Below are 14,471 nucleotides of genomic sequence, written 5' to 3'. Positions count from 1 at the left end.
CAGATCGCCGGTTTCGCGCACGGACTCTTGCCCGTTTGGCACCACCGCGGCGAAGAAACTCTCAAACCCGCGGGCGGCTTCTGCCGCGATCAAGTCACAAGCTTTCGCGGCGCGCATCCCAGCCCTCACGACGAACGATTCGGACGCGGCCTGAACATCCAATGTTGGATCTTCCGGTTGGTAGTCCCCGTCCATTCCTCCGGCGACCGCGATCGCGATCGCTTCTCCCATCCGCTGACTCTGATCACTCGAAAGTGTTGCCAGCACATTCGACGTGGCCTCGCGCCAACGCTGCAGCGTCCAGCCGACCTCCGCGGTTTGGTCTCGTTCTTCGGCGAGAACAATCGGGCCCAACAACAACGCGATGCCCAAGTTGACGTTGGTGCTCGTCTTGGCACGCGTCTGTCGAACCACCTCACGAATTCGATCGCCCAAACCCAACGACGTGCCCGTCAGTTCGCTGGCTGCGATTTCGGCGGCGACGACAAAGTCAGCAAAACAGAGATCGTCAAATTTTGCGACCGGATGAACGTTGCCGACTTTCGGTGCAGCAGCCTCCAACACACACGCGTACTGGATCGTTGCCGCAGGACCGCGAACCGTCCTTGCAATCCATTGCCAAGGATCACTCTGCACCGATGCGTTCCTTGACGCGGCTCAGCAATGAATCGATCGCTTGCAATGTTTCTTCCGGTGAATCTTCGATCACATAATGTCCCGTGGTCGCCAATTCTGTGACTTCGGCGTTCGGCCAAACCGCTTCGAAGCGTCTCAAACATTCCGGCCGGAAACACCAATCCTTCATGCCCCAGATCAGCGAGATGGGCAACGACGCCAGGTCAGGCAAATCGGATTCCAACTGACGAAGTGTCTTCATCGTGGGATGCGAATCGTCGAGCGGAATGTCGCGAACAAACCGATCGATCGCGACTCGGTTTTGCCAGTTGTCATAAGGAGCCAACAAGCCTGCTGCGACCTCCGGTTTCATCTTCGTTCGCGACATCGCCATCGTGACCGCGGCGCGAGCAAACAGATTCAATCCGCGAACCGCCGGAGTTCCCAACACGGGCATCCGACAAACCGCGATTCGCTGCGGCATGTACGGCGGTGGGAACGCGGCCGTGTTCAAAAGCCCGATCCCCGCCAACCGTTCGCGGCGAGCATGCATGGCTGACAATCCGATCGCACCGCCCCAATCGTGAGCGATCAAGATCACGTTTTGCAGATCCAACTCATCGACCAACCGAATCAAGTTGTCACGATGCGCGGCCATCGTGTAGGGGAAAGCATCCGCCGACGGTTTCTCGCTGCGACCGCAGCCGATGTGGTCGACCGCGATCACTCGCTGCTGGTTTCCATACCGCTCGATGATCCGGCGATAATAGAAACTCCAGGTCGGATTGCCGTGCACGCAAACAAAGGTCGGTTGATCGCTTTGTTTTTCGACTTTGGAATCAGCGAATTTGGCTTCGGCTGCCGTGTCGATGTAGCGCAGGGTGTGACCGTCGATGGAAAACTCCGACGACGGGTGGGGAAACAGATCGCGAGCAAGATTCAACATAGCGAGCAGTTTCGACGATCCGCGGCCGTTTGACGAGAGGCGGCAATTCAAATCTCGCTCGGGGCCCGCGCTCGCAATCGAACCACGATCGCACGGCCACCCCTCCGTGAAAAAGACCATCGTTCACGAACCTGCCAGCGAGGCCCGCTCCGCCCAAAATTTGCGAGCCGCTCGAACGTAGGGCACAAATGCCTTCAGTTGGTCGGGTGGCAACTTCGCCAACCGCTGTTCGGTTTCCCCCAGCCATTCTTTGAAAAAAACCACGCTGCGCGCGGTGATTCGAGGTTGCCCGCCGACTTCGAAATACCATGGCGACGACATCACCGCCCGATAGTGGTCCTCGTGCAACGTCACCACTCGAATCGTCGCCCAACCCGATTCTTTGATTTTCAATGGTGGAATCCGGCCACCGGCTTTCGCGAATTCGTCCAACTTGGCTCCGTAGTGCAACCGGCCATTGTGGATCACCTCCAGGTACTCGACCGGGTCACGGACATTCAAAATCACTTCCGCGGTCAGTTCCACCGATTGGCCTTCGCTGACTTCCGCCGGGTTGATCTCAAACACGTGACCGGGCAATCGCCCATCCAGGTTGGTTCGCATCAGTGGCCCGTTGGTAGCAAAGCTGCACCCTTCCCAGGCCGCGTCCCACCAAGCTTTCATTGTGCCCACCGCGACCGCTTCTTCTCGTGAATCGAACGAGGAAACTTGCGAACGCCCGGCCACATACAATCGGTTGTATCCCACGGGCGAGTTGCCTGGGTCGTCGCCGGATCCTGCCAGCGGAGCCAGCCGAAAACCGGCCTCCAACAATTGCCAGTGGATCTGCTCCGCGTCACGTCCAAGCTGAGTTGCATCGTTTCGATTGGCAGGTTGAAGCATCCTTCCTTCCGACACACGTGTCACGGATTCGTTCAGTTGCAACCAATCCCCCAGCACAAACATGCCGTCCACTTTCTCACTGGCCAACCAGATCGGCAGCAACCACGCGAAAGGATTTTCAACCGCAACACGTGTGGAAGAATCCGCCGGCAGACTTGCCAACCAACCCAGAGAAGCCAGTTCCTCCGAAGCGAACTCTTCCGGCGAAGTCGATTGCCAATCGGAGTCCGACGAATCGCGATAGAATGCCAACCCGCCGATGCAATCGACGTTCGCATCGATCCACAACGGTTCCGTCGGCCAACGCTCCGGCGTGAGAATCGGTTCGCCTTCCCCGAAAAGCTTGGCTGCGTTGCGACGTGGAATCGGTTTTTCCTCGCCGCGTCCGGCGACGTCGGGGTCTCGAATCACGTTTGCCAGATGCAGATCTTCCGCCGTCATTCGCATCGGCAAACTGATCGGAGACCGAGGCACCAAGCAATCGCCACTCGTCCAACCTTCCGGGCGCATCCGAACCATTCGCGGCAGAGCGAGTTGGTGCTCGTCCTCGCTGCCCCGCTGAACGTCAAACGTGCCTCGCAAAACCCGCGACTCGGGACCTCGCGTCAACTTGAACTCGTACGCACCGTCTTGCAGTGACAGTTCCGCGAATTCATCCACGACAAACCCTGGTCCTGACGACAGCGATCGTCGCGGAGCCACCGAAATGGTCTTTGGCCGAGACGTCCGCCGGACCGTGACGGGCAATCGACGCGTCAGCTCCATCCTCGCGATCGTCGGTTCACCCGTGGATTCCTCCACTACCCTCAGCGTCAAATCGCCATCGGCCCAAATGGGGGCATCCGTGACCAAACCGCACAAAAACAGTGTCAAAATGGGGCAAACCAACTTCCAAACCTTCCCCCATCGGTCTGTGGTTCGGTGTTTGCTATGGTGAATCCTCAAACGACTGTTCCTGTCAAAATGACAAAATTGCCTTCCAAATCATTGACACACTGTGGCTGAAGATCTGTATCAAACGCTGGGAGTTTCTCGCGACGCCGAGAAAGGCGAACTGACCAAAGCCTATCGCAAATTGGCCCGGAAATACCATCCGGACATGAATCCCGATAACCCCGACGCGCAAGAAAAATTCAAGCGTGTTCAGGAGGCTTACGAAGTTCTCAGCGACGAACAAAAGCGTGCGGCCTACGACCGCTATGGTTCCGACTTCGAAAAAATTCGCGGTGGATGGAATCCCGGTGCGGGTGGTGGCGGCGGAGCCGACCCATCCTTCGACGGATTGGATCTGGAACAGATCTTCGGCGCCGCCGGTCGTGGTGGCGGAGGAGGACGAGGGGGAGCCGGATTCGAAAACGGATTCAATGACTTCTTCGAACAAATCCTCGGCGGTGGTGCTCGCGGCGGCCAAGGGTCACCGTTCGGAGGCGGCCAGCGATCGGCGCCCCCACAAAAAGGCCAAAATATTCGACATGAGTTGTCCGTCACGTTTCGCACCGCGGTGCTGGGCGACACAGTCGAGTTTTACCTGGCGCGAGGTGGCAAGCAAGAAAAGCTGTCGGTAACCATCCCTCCCGGAGTCAACTCAGGCAGCAAGATCCGTTTGCGAGAACAGGGACACCCCGGTCCTGGAGGCGCTGGCGACCTGATTCTGATCATTCAAGTCGACAACCATCCGTTCTACAAACGCAACGGCAACAACCTGGAACTCAAGTTGCCGATCACACTGGCGGAGGCCGCCTTGGGTGCCAAGGTCGACGTGCCAACGCCCGCAGGAACGATCGCACTCTCGATCCCCGCTGGCAGTTCCAGTGGCAAACGATTGCGGCTGAAAGGGCAGGGCGTTCGCAACCCAAAAGGCACGGACGGAGACTTGATGGTCGAGCTGCATATTCAACTGCCGGAATCGATCGACGACGAATCGAAGAAACTGATCGAGCAATTCGACGCTGCCAATCCAATGCAGCCACGTGAATCGCTAAAGTTCTGATCCGATCTCAACGCTGCGGCGTCCAATCACTCCGACTTGGACGCCGCTTCCGATTCCAAATCCATCTCATACATCATCACCGCCATGACGATGTGTTGGTCGGACAGCGTGTTCAACGGCACTCGGTGCAGAATGCCTTTGGTGTCTTCCAGTTCCACCGTTTCGCGGTCGATGATTCGGTTGACCCTTGCCTTCAAACGATGCTTGCCATCGCGATCGGTCCACGTCGTCCATTTGTCTTCGTTCCCGCCCCTTTGAATTTGGCCGTTTCGATTCCGAACGGTGCCCGATTCCACCGGGGCTAAATCTGGATTTGGGTTCGGCAGCACTTCCTTGGAAGCTCGTGTTCCAAGCGCCCCCCAAATCCCATACGGACTTTGCGATCCCGGACGAGCGTAACCTTCGCCAACGGAAACTCCCGGTTTTGAACTGTCACCGCAGTCAATGCTATCGCGGATGAAGACCACCCGTCCGTCGGTCATCAAAGCATACACTCCATCGGCATGACGACTCGATGCAGATGCTATCGGATCGTCCATTCCCAAATCCGACAAACACGTTGGTGAATTGGGTGGCAATACGGTTTGGAACCCGCTGATCGCAAGCGTCCCATCGGCCCACCGAGATCCCCGGCGAACGCCCCACCAATCCGCATGGTCACCGTCGTGGGCCTTCAAACACAACGAAGGATTCAGACTCAAACCCTGGATGCCCTGCGCGATGTGAGACTCCTTCGCGTCATTCTCGCCCGGTGAAATCGTTTCAGACATCGCGAGCGTGTTGGACAAACCGTCCAAGATGTCTCGGAATCGCATTCGCTGGTTTCCACAGAACACGCCGCGCATCCCAGCCCGCACGCGATTCACCGCTTCAACATCTTTCACGTCGATGTTCTCACCCATCATGTACGTTCCATCGCCATAACACACCACGTAGTTGCACAAGGTTGCAAGATCGATTGCCCCCGGCGGAAGATCGGGCATCGCCAAAGCCATCACCACAATCGGTTCTTGTTTCGACGCATCCGGTTTGTCTTCCATGTCGTCGGGACAACGCAAAGTCGAAAACGTGGCCGCCCACGGATCGTATTCCGCTGGATCAAACCAAGGTGCTGGTCCCATCGCCGGGAACCGTTTTCCGGTTTTGGGGGACACGTACGGATTCGCGATTTTTTCCCACAATGGCTGCTCTTCCAAAAACGGTGTCAAAGGAACGATTGGACCGAGTCGACCTTGATTGGACGTGTCGTCTTCCCCGCCAACCGTCCCGCCCAACCCTGGCGGCAATTGGTTGTAAGCCGCATGGTAGTTGTGCATCGCCAACCCCAATGCCTTCAGATTGCTCGCGCACAAGACATTTCGAGCAGCAGCACGCTGACGCAAAACCGCCGGCAACAGCATGCTGAAACCAACCGATGCCATCACACCGACGATGACCAAATCGAAGAACGAAAGCTTTGACTTCATCGGAGAACTCCAAAGGATAAGACGACTGCATCCGTGATGCGGATCAGAGGAGGCTCAACAACTGGCATCGCTGTTTCGGATCCGCTCACGAACCACAATGAACGGGCAGCAACACGGATCATCAACGAGGATTCAGTTGCCGAAAGAACGGACGCGGCTGACCGGCACGACGCTGATTCGCCTGCGTTTCCATGTTCAACTTCCAACGACCATTCACAAACTCGATGGCAAAACCACGAACCGGTCCGTTCCCTCGCGCCAATGCGGCTTGCATCTGTCCCAGGACCGACGGGTCCAAAGTATCGAGCAACTCCAGCATCCTGTCGTAATGAGTGATCAGCCCACCACGACCTTGCTTCACAAACGCTGCGAACTGCTGGATGGTCGCAGGATCGTTCTGGCTTTCCCTCGTTGGAAAGACCGTCCACTCGCGGACAAAGGTTTCGAACTGTTTGTCTTCCAACAGGTCGAGCTGTGTCGACAAATGCCCGACCATCAGCTTTGCTTTTTCCTGCATGCGTTGACGGTGGGTCACCACGGCTCGGTAAGCATCCTGGCTGCTGAACTTTGACAATCCCAACCGCCGAACCTCACCTTGTTCCGACATCAGAACCAAGACTCCCTTGTCCGTCAGATCGATCTGGCGGGCTTGGATTTTCCCGGTCCCCTTGGCCGCATGCCAGGTTTCCAATTCGAGGGTTGCTAATTCGGCCAGCTCTTCCGGCGAGCGTGTCCGCACGGGATCAGACAACACCGCTCGATCAACTTGATCCTGCGCCGCTCGCGTCCCCATCGCTCCCCAAATTCCAAACGGGCTCGGACTGCCCGGGCGAAGCGTTTTTCCGTTGTCCAAGTGACCTTGTGCAACCGAGGGCGACCCTTGATCTCCCGCATCAATCGAACTGCTCGCGAATCGAACGGCTCCATCGGCCATCAACACGTGAGCCCCTTCGCCGTGCAGACTGGACGCCGACATCACACCCTCGAGCTCACCTTTTTCCGAGGTCGCCGATGGAGAGTTCGGCGGCAAGATCGTTTGCACCCCCATCGACAACAGCGATCCATCGACCCACGACGCACCTCGTCCCTCTGGCCAGAACTTGGTTGAATCGTCCTCATGGACATCAATGCAAACCGCCGGTCGCCCAATCAAACCGGTGACATTCTTGGCGACACGCACACCGCCAATCCGAGCTTCGCTCATCAACAACGTGTTGGACAATCCATCCAGCGCATCGCGAAAACGAAAGGTCATTTGATAACCGAACATGCCTCGCAAAGCGCCCGGCGTTCGGCCATAGGGCGGCATGTCTTCTAGCGGCGATGCCCCGACATTCATGACCGCGTCGCCATAGTTGATCGTGTAACTGGCGACCGTCGGAAAATCCTTTGCGGTTGGATCGGCCGGGCAAACCAACACTTCGGGTCGCTGACCCCAAGGCGTGTACTTCTCTGGATCAAACCAAGGAACCGGACCCATCGCAGGGTACACCTCCCCATTGGCTCGCAATGGGTTGGCAATCTTTTCCCACAACGCCTGCTGTTCCATGAATGGCGTCAAACCCACCAACGGACTCAAACGATTCGCATTGCCCAGCAGTGGCTGTTCCGCACTTCCTGACGAAGTCCCACCGCACCCCATCGGCAGCATGCGATAGGCGGAATGGTAATTGTGAAAAGCCAACCCCACCTGCTTGAGATTCATCTCGCACGTTGACCGCCGCGCACTCTGTCGCATCCGAGGGACGACGCCGGCCAGCAAAACCAACCCCACCATCGACGCGACGCCGATCGAGGTCACGTCCACTATTTTCGCAGAGTGTTTTGTTCTCATGACTTCGCCCCAACCTTGAAAAATCCAGTACGACGTTCGAGATGGAACCGTGGCGAACGCCCAAATGGCTCACGTGAATCTGCTCACAAACGCGACGACCACTCTTTCCGATCGATCACATCGCTGATGAACATCTGCTGCGCGACCAAGATCGATTCATGCAGTTGTTCCGCTGTCACCGCACCGGCTTTGTTGGAAACATCCAACGTTCCCGTCGCATCGCTCAGAAACTCGACCTGATAACCCCTGTGAAAGGCTTGGCGGGCCGTCGTGTCACAACAAACCTGTGTCATGTAACCGGCGATACTGACGGTGTCGACGTCGTTGGATTTCAGAAAATCCTCCAGATCCGTGTTGGTAAACGACCCCGGCAAAGACTTGTCAATCAACGCGTCCCGATGTCGCGATTCCACCTCGGGATGCAACTGCCACATCTCACTGTTCTTGCAAAACACGGGCGATTCCGGATCAGGTTGGTGATGCCGGATCACCGCCGTCGGAACCTTTGCGTCACGGGCTTGATCCATGACTTCCAGAATCGATTCCAAGTGACCGACGGGATGCCGAATGGGAAATGCACCGTCGAAGTACTCACGCTGGACATCAATTACCAACAAAGCTCGCTTCATTCGTTCGCCTTTACGAAAGTAAAAAAGGGGAGAGCAAAACACCCCAACGGGTGATCATGGCGCTTCGGTCGCCTGAATGCAAATTTTCGGATGGAGCACGCCGAAGAATCTGTTGTCAGGGACGAACTTGCAAATTCAGCAAATCGTCCCTCAGTTTGCCCTCGGTCAGTTGAGGGTCTTTCATGAGGTCGCCGTATCGCAACATGGACTGCGCCAGTCTCGCGGCGATCGCTTGATTTTCCGGTTTACCAAGGTGGTTCTTGGTTTCGTGCGGGTCCTCTTTCAAATCAAACAACCAAGGCCGATCACCCGCCGATACGATCAGCTTGTAACGATCGGTGACCGCAGCGACCCAAGCGGGCTTGCTCGAAGCAGCTCGCAAAAACGCGACACTGTTTCCTTCGACTTCCGCATCCGCCGGCTCCTGCTTTCGAAACCATTCGGACAGATTGCGTCCCTGCGTTCCCTCCGGCGTTTCCTTTTCTAACAATGAAAGCAAAGTGGGTGCGAAATCAACAGTGCCCATCGCATGATCGATTTGCAATCCGGCCGGAACGACGTTCGGCGCGGCAATGATCATGGGAATTTTGGCACTCCCCTCATACGGATTGCCTTTGTTCAATCGGCCATGTTCGTAACAGAGGTCACCGTGGTCAGACGTGAAAACCACCACCGTTCGTTCGGTCAACTCGAGCTCTTCCAATAGAGCCAGCAACTTCCCAACGTTGTCATCGATGCAGCGAACCATCCCGAAGTACTGCGTCATCAAGCGAGCGTTGAACTGCTGCTTGGCATTGCGGTTGGTCGGCGGCAACCACCCCGGTTGTTCTTCATCCAGTTGAAACGTCAACGGCGGTCGAACGGCCATGTCTTCGTACATCGTGTCGTACGGTTCCCGAACCGTGTTGGGGCCGTGTGGATCCGGAATCGACAGGTGGTAACAAAAGGGCCGCTCTGAATTTTCGCGAATGAAGTCAGCCGCTCGATCGCACAACCAATCCGTGCTGAAGGTTTTCTCATCCGCGTCCGCGAGATCGTAGTTCGGTTGCCCTTTCTTGTTCTTCGCTGCCACGATCGGTTGTCCGTCTTGGAAGTCAAACTTCTTCCAGTGCCCTCGGTTGAACATGAATCGATTGTCTGAAAAACCGAACTGGCGATCGGGTCCCCACTGCGGTTTCCCAGGTCCATCCAAATGCCACTTGCCGGCATAGCCCGTTGCGTAACCCTCGCGACGAAGAACTTCTGCAAACGTCACCATGTCACCGCGAAGCGGCCGGTCATTTTGATAGGCACCTGTGTTCTGCGGGTAACGACCGGTGAAGAACGCAGCGCGCGACGGCGTGCAAACCGGCGACGTCGCGTAGTACGAAGTGCAGATGGCTCCGCGGGCCGCAATGGAATCGATGTGGGGAGTCTCGACCACAGCACCTTTGCCCCAAATCTCCGCTTCCCCCATCGGCAACGTTTCGCGGTAGCACCCCAACGTCCGGAAGTTGTGCTCGTCGGTTTGAATGATCAACACGTTCATCGGTTGGGCACCGCTGGCAACCGACGACGCGGCCACCAACAACAAACAACCGATCACCGCCATCACCAGCCCCATCCGAATTCGCGAGCGAAATGCAAGACCACCGCGACGACTCGCAGCAACTAGCATGGGTCCAAGGCCGACAAAGTGGGGTGACATGGCGTTTCTCAAGGGGAACGAAGGAGAGACCCACTTTAGCCGATTCGAGTTCGCAGCGGTTTCCCCGCGAACCAGACGTTCGCCATGCGAAACGCGATCGCGTCCGGTTCGTATCCGGCAACCGTCCGCCCGATCCTGAGTTCTACATGCAGTTGGCAGAAACCTACTTGCGTTTCAAATGGGACGATGCGAAACCTTGGTTGGATTTGGCCGCCGCCTTGCAACCTCGATCACCTCGCGTACGGCGAGGCTACCAGCAGTTCTATGAGAATTCAGGCAACTGCGAACAAGCCGCCCGATACGGCAACTGACAATCACTACCGCATTCAATCATTGCGGCACGGTGGAAGAATCAATGGCCGAGCGGGCACCTTCGATCCCGACAACTGAACCGGCGTGATGGGCGGGCAAGGCTTTGCGCCTTCATACACCGTCCACAACGGTTGGCCCGCTTCGACGCGGTCACCAATGCGAACCTGCAAATCGATTCCGACGGACGGATCCACCGGGTCGGTCGTTTTACGCCGGCCTCCTCCCATCGAGATGATCGCGTCACCGATGGCGGGACAGTCGATCGATTCAACCCATCCGGATTGCTTTGCCACATGTTCGCTTCGCTTGCCCAGAGGCAGATGCTCGGAAAGTTTGCCTCCTTGCTCCTGAACCATTCGCTCAAAACGTTGCATTGCGGCACCCGAATCCAATTGGCTGGCGAGCGATTTTTCCGCGGATCGTAAATCCTCGGCCTGTTTCGTTGCCACCAACAATTCCGCTGACAATCGCAACGTCAACGCTCGCACCTCCAGCGGACCGCCACCCCGGAGCACGTCGAGCGATTCGTTGACCTCAATCGCGTTCCCGATCGCTCGTCCGAGCGGTTGATCCATGTCGGACAAAATCGGAATCGTTGGCAACCCAGCTTCGCTACCGACCGCTTGCAGGGAACCAGCCAACTCCGACGCCTGCTCGATCGTCGGCATGAACCCGGCCGAGCCGACCTTCACGTCCATCACCAACGCATCCAAACTGGCCGCTAACTTTTTGCTGAGGATGCTGGCCGTGATCAGTCCCACCGATTCGACCGTGCCCGTCACGTCGCGCAGGCCGTACAACCGTCGGTCCGCCGGTGCGATGGACTCGGTCGCTCCCACGATGAAGCACCCCACTTCCTTCAGGACTCGACTGGATTGATCGATCGTCAACTGAGTCTCGTAACCTTCGATGGCTTCCAATTTGTCGAGCGTCCCACCGGTTCGCCCGAGACCTCGACCGCTGATCATCGGCACGTCCACATCGCAACACGCCAGCAGCGGAGCCAGAATCAGCGAGATCTTGTCGCCCAACCCGCCGGTGCTGTGCTTGTCCACTCGCGGCCGATCGTTGACGCGAGGCAAACGTTCACCACTGTCGACCATGCACCGAGTCAGCTCGGCCGTTTCCGATCGATTCAGCCCCCGAAAGTAAATGGCCATTGCCAGGGCTGACATCTGGTAATCGGTGACCAGGCCGTCACAGTAGCCCTCGATCAGGAACCGCCATTGATCGGCGCTCAACACCCCTCCGTCCCGCTTTGTCCGGATCAAATTGGCGGTCAACATCGGGCACGTGCCTTGAAAAGACGAACGAAGGAAAGACGAGCAACAAGAGGAAAAGGCAGGCCGAGCAAAACGCCAATCGAACGGGGCAAACACGGACCGCTGGGGGCACCCACAGAGGCCCGGTAGAAAACCACCGGCTGACATCCTACAAACATCTGGCTTGTCTTTCGACAATTGGGCTCGATCGACTAAGCTAAGGCCGGGTTCAACCTGAAGATTCTTTTCCTCCTTCCTCCGATTCACGGGAGATTTCGCCACTCGGGCGGACTTTTCCCGGTCACGTGAGATCAAAACGTATGGCACACGGCGCAGCGAAAACCGTTCCCGCAGGCCCTCCTCGCGACATGTCTCCTGATGCGGTCGCAGCACGCCTGAAAAGCAGTTTGCTTCAGGAAAAGAAAGAACTGGAAGTCGACAAAATCTTCCGGGCGCTGGTCAAACTGGAAGGTTCCGACCTCCACCTGAAAGTCGGCCAGCCACCCATGGTTCGCGTCGGCGGTGAACTCAAACCGCTCAACCGGGGCCCCATCGAAGCCGAAGAAATGGTGCGGCTGTTGCTCCCGATGATGGACGATCGCAACCTGATCATCTTCGAAGAAGAAGGCGGGGCTGACTTTTCATACCAATGCGAAGTCGACGGCGTCCGCTGGCGATTCCGGATCAACATGTTGAAATCGCTGGGCAACATCGGTTTGGTCGCCCGCCGGATCAGCAACTTCATCCCCGATTTTCGCGGCCTCTTCCTGCCCGATTCGATTGAAAACCTCTGCCACTACGAACAGGGCATGGTTCTGCTCGCCGGAGTCACCGGTTCGGGAAAAAGTACCACGATCGGTTCGATGCTGAACTACATCAACAGCATCTATCGAAAACACATTCTGACCCTCGAAGACCCGATCGAATTCATCTTCACGGAAGATAAATCGCTGATCAACCAACGCGAAATTGGTCAGGACGTCGTGGACTTCTCCGTCGGAATGAAACACGCCGTGCGGGAAGACCCCGACATCATTCTGGTCGGTGAGCTTCGGGACGAAGAAACGTTCATGACGGCGATTCACGCGGCCGAAACAGGTCACTTGGTTTTCGGAACGATCCACGCCGCGAGTGCCTCGACCTGCATCGGCCGGATCCTGGACTTGTTCCCCGAAGAAATGCACAACGCTATCCGCAGCGCCATCGCCTTTAACATGAAAGGCATTGTCGCCCAAAAGCTGCTCAAGAGCATCAAGCCCGGCGTTTCGCGAGTGCCAACCTGCGAAGTGATGACTTTCTCGCCGATGATTCGCAAACTGGTCCTCGAAGGCCACGACAACAAACTACCCGACGCAATTCGCATCGGTGCCGAAGACGGCATGCAAGACTTCACCATGAGTTTGAAACAACTGATCGACGACGAATTGATTGATCGGCCGACCGCCTTTGCAGTCGCACCGAACAAGGACGCGCTGAAGATGGCGCTCAAGGGCATCGACGTGAAAGCACCAGGAATCCTGTAAGTGGCCAAACAATCCAACGAAGAAGTCCAGCTCTGGCAAACCGTCGCTCCCGTGGAATTCGTTCCTCGGATCAAAGACAACAACGAACTGCAAGCGTTGCTGATCAGCACCCGCCAAGGCGCCGGCTATGCCATCGCCGGCGGCCAAATTGCGCACGCGATCACCTCGCGAGCCACGCACATCCTGATGGACTTTTCCAAGTCCGCTTGTGCGATTCGCTATCAAATCGATGGGGCGTGGGAACAACTCCCGCCGCTGGATCGCGAAAGCGGCGATGCGATGCTGTACGCCCTGAAACAATTGTGCTTGATGAATCCTGCCGATCGTCGCGGCAGCCAAAAAGGCGGCATGCAGGTTAAACTGGTCAAAGACAAATACCAACTCAGCGTCCAATCGCAAGGTGTGCCAACCGGCGAACGCGTGATCTGCCGACTCGAAGCCGAGGAGATGCCATTTAAAAAACTGGCCGACCTTGGCATGCGGGACAAAATGATCGAGCAGTTCAAAGAGAAACTGAACGGCTCGGGAAACATCGTCCTGATCTCGGCCAAAAAGAGCGAAGGCGTCTCGACCTTCTGGAACGTTGCCATCAGCGCTGCCGATCGATTGATCCGCGACTTCCAATCGTTCGAACCCGCGGAGTCACCCGAACCCGAAATCATCAACATCTCGCCCAACTTGTTCGGTGGAGACACCGGGAAAACCGAACTGGATATGGTCAACCGAATGGTTCTGCGTGAACCCGACGTGTTGATGTTTCCCAACCCGCCGCAGCCCGAATCACTGAAGGTCGCACTCGAACAAGTCACCACGGCCGACCGACAAGTCATCCACCGACTACCCGCTGACGGTGCGATCCCAGCCTTGCTGACATTCGTCGGTCGTTACCCAGAATGCCGCAGCTTGATTGCCGAAAACATCGGCTGCGTGATTCATCAACGACTCGTGCGGCGTTTGTGCGACAACTGCAAAGTTGGCTTTGAACCCCCAGCCAAATTGCTCGCCCAACTCGGCATCCCTGCCGGACGTGTGCCTTTGCTTTACAAGCCGTTCATTCCACCGCCGATCGAACAACAAGTCGACGAGAACGGGCGACCCGCACCGATCACCCCGTGCCCCGTCTGCAACTCACGAGGCTACCACGGCCGGATCGGATTGTACGAACTGCTGACTCCCGGACCGCAGCTCAAAGCCGCCTTGGGCAAGACCCAAGACGCCGGGCAATTGACCGCGATTGCCAAATCCGAAGGTTTCCGCCCCGTCCAATCGGAAGCCGTCCTCACCGTCGCCCGCGGACTGACCAGCCTCGACGAACTCAAACGAGC

General features: G+C 57.0%; 12 protein-coding genes. 4 read left to right on the top strand and 8 right to left on the bottom strand.

From position 1 onward, the window contains the following. From ACF8AM_RS17295 to ACF8AM_RS17285, 3 genes are all read right to left on the bottom strand, one after another. The coding region (locus ACF8AM_RS17295) for a triphosphoribosyl-dephospho-CoA synthase (protein ID WP_392556842.1) at positions 1–636 on the bottom strand (636 nt) is incomplete at its 3' end. Beyond that, positions 626–1,561: an alpha/beta fold hydrolase gene (locus tag ACF8AM_RS17290; RefSeq protein WP_392556841.1), complete on the bottom strand. Its 936-nt coding sequence runs from the start codon at positions 1,559–1,561 to the stop codon at positions 626–628. The genes ACF8AM_RS17290 and ACF8AM_RS17295, both read right to left, overlap by 11 nt. 123 nt (positions 1,562–1,684) lie before the next feature. Then, positions 1,685–3,331 carry a hypothetical protein gene (locus ACF8AM_RS17285; RefSeq protein WP_392556840.1) on the bottom strand — a complete coding sequence of 549 codons (1,647 nt, stop codon included), beginning with the start codon at positions 3,329–3,331 and terminating at the stop codon, positions 1,685–1,687. 109 nt (positions 3,332–3,440) lie between these two features. Here ACF8AM_RS17285 and ACF8AM_RS17280 point away from each other — a divergent pair, with 109 nt between their 5' ends. Beyond that, the gene (locus ACF8AM_RS17280; protein WP_392556839.1) at positions 3,441–4,433 is read left to right on the top strand and encodes a DnaJ C-terminal domain-containing protein; all 993 of its coding nucleotides are present in this window, start codon (positions 3,441–3,443) and stop codon (positions 4,431–4,433) included. 26 nt (positions 4,434–4,459) lie between these two features. Here ACF8AM_RS17280 and ACF8AM_RS17275 read toward each other — a convergent pair whose 3' ends face one another. The 4 genes from ACF8AM_RS17275 to ACF8AM_RS17260 all read right to left on the bottom strand — a co-directional run bounded on the left by ACF8AM_RS17275 (position 4,460) and on the right by ACF8AM_RS17260 (position 10,019). Next, on the bottom strand, positions 4,460–5,899 hold the full coding sequence (locus ACF8AM_RS17275; RefSeq protein WP_392556838.1) for a DUF1559 domain-containing protein: 1,440 nt from the start codon (positions 5,897–5,899) through the stop codon (positions 4,460–4,462). 121 nt (positions 5,900–6,020) lie between these two features. Next, positions 6,021–7,604, bottom strand: a complete 1,584-nt coding sequence (locus tag ACF8AM_RS17270; RefSeq protein ID WP_392556837.1) for a DUF1559 domain-containing protein — start codon at positions 7,602–7,604, stop codon at positions 6,021–6,023. 212 nt (positions 7,605–7,816) lie between these two features. Beyond that, positions 7,817–8,362, bottom strand: a complete 546-nt coding sequence (locus ACF8AM_RS17265) for a cysteine hydrolase family protein (protein ID WP_392556836.1) — start codon at positions 8,360–8,362, stop codon at positions 7,817–7,819. 115 nt (positions 8,363–8,477) lie between these two features. Beyond that, positions 8,478–10,019 (bottom strand): sulfatase, encoded by a 1,542-nt coding sequence (locus tag ACF8AM_RS17260; protein WP_392556835.1) that lies wholly within the window; start codon positions 10,017–10,019, stop codon positions 8,478–8,480. 176 nt (positions 10,020–10,195) lie between these two features. On the opposite strand from ACF8AM_RS17260, the gene ACF8AM_RS17255 reads away from it, so the two are divergent. Further along, complete coding sequence (locus ACF8AM_RS17255; RefSeq protein WP_392556834.1) at positions 10,196–10,360, top strand: hypothetical protein; 165 nt, start codon at positions 10,196–10,198, stop codon at positions 10,358–10,360. A 15-nt stretch (positions 10,361–10,375) separates the two neighbouring features. Here the strand turns inward: ACF8AM_RS17255 and ACF8AM_RS17250 are convergent, their stop codons facing one another. Then, entirely contained in the window at positions 10,376–11,647 is a 1,272-nt protein-coding gene (locus tag ACF8AM_RS17250; RefSeq protein WP_392556833.1) for a thymidine phosphorylase, read from the bottom strand. Positions 11,648–11,943: 296 nt separating this feature from the next. On the opposite strand from ACF8AM_RS17250, the gene ACF8AM_RS17245 reads away from it, so the two are divergent. Then, positions 11,944–13,146: a type IV pilus twitching motility protein PilT gene (locus ACF8AM_RS17245; protein ID WP_392556832.1), complete on the top strand. Its 1,203-nt coding sequence runs from the start codon at positions 11,944–11,946 to the stop codon at positions 13,144–13,146. Next, the coding region (locus ACF8AM_RS17240; protein WP_392556831.1) for an ATPase, T2SS/T4P/T4SS family at positions 13,147–14,471 on the top strand (1,325 nt) is incomplete at its 3' end.

Source organism: Rhodopirellula sp. JB055, from assembly GCF_043100905.1.
Lineage (GTDB): Bacteria > Planctomycetota > Planctomycetia > Pirellulales > Pirellulaceae > Rhodopirellula.
Note: the sequence above shows the minus strand (reverse complement) of the source record. Positions and strands in the feature narration are given on the sequence as shown.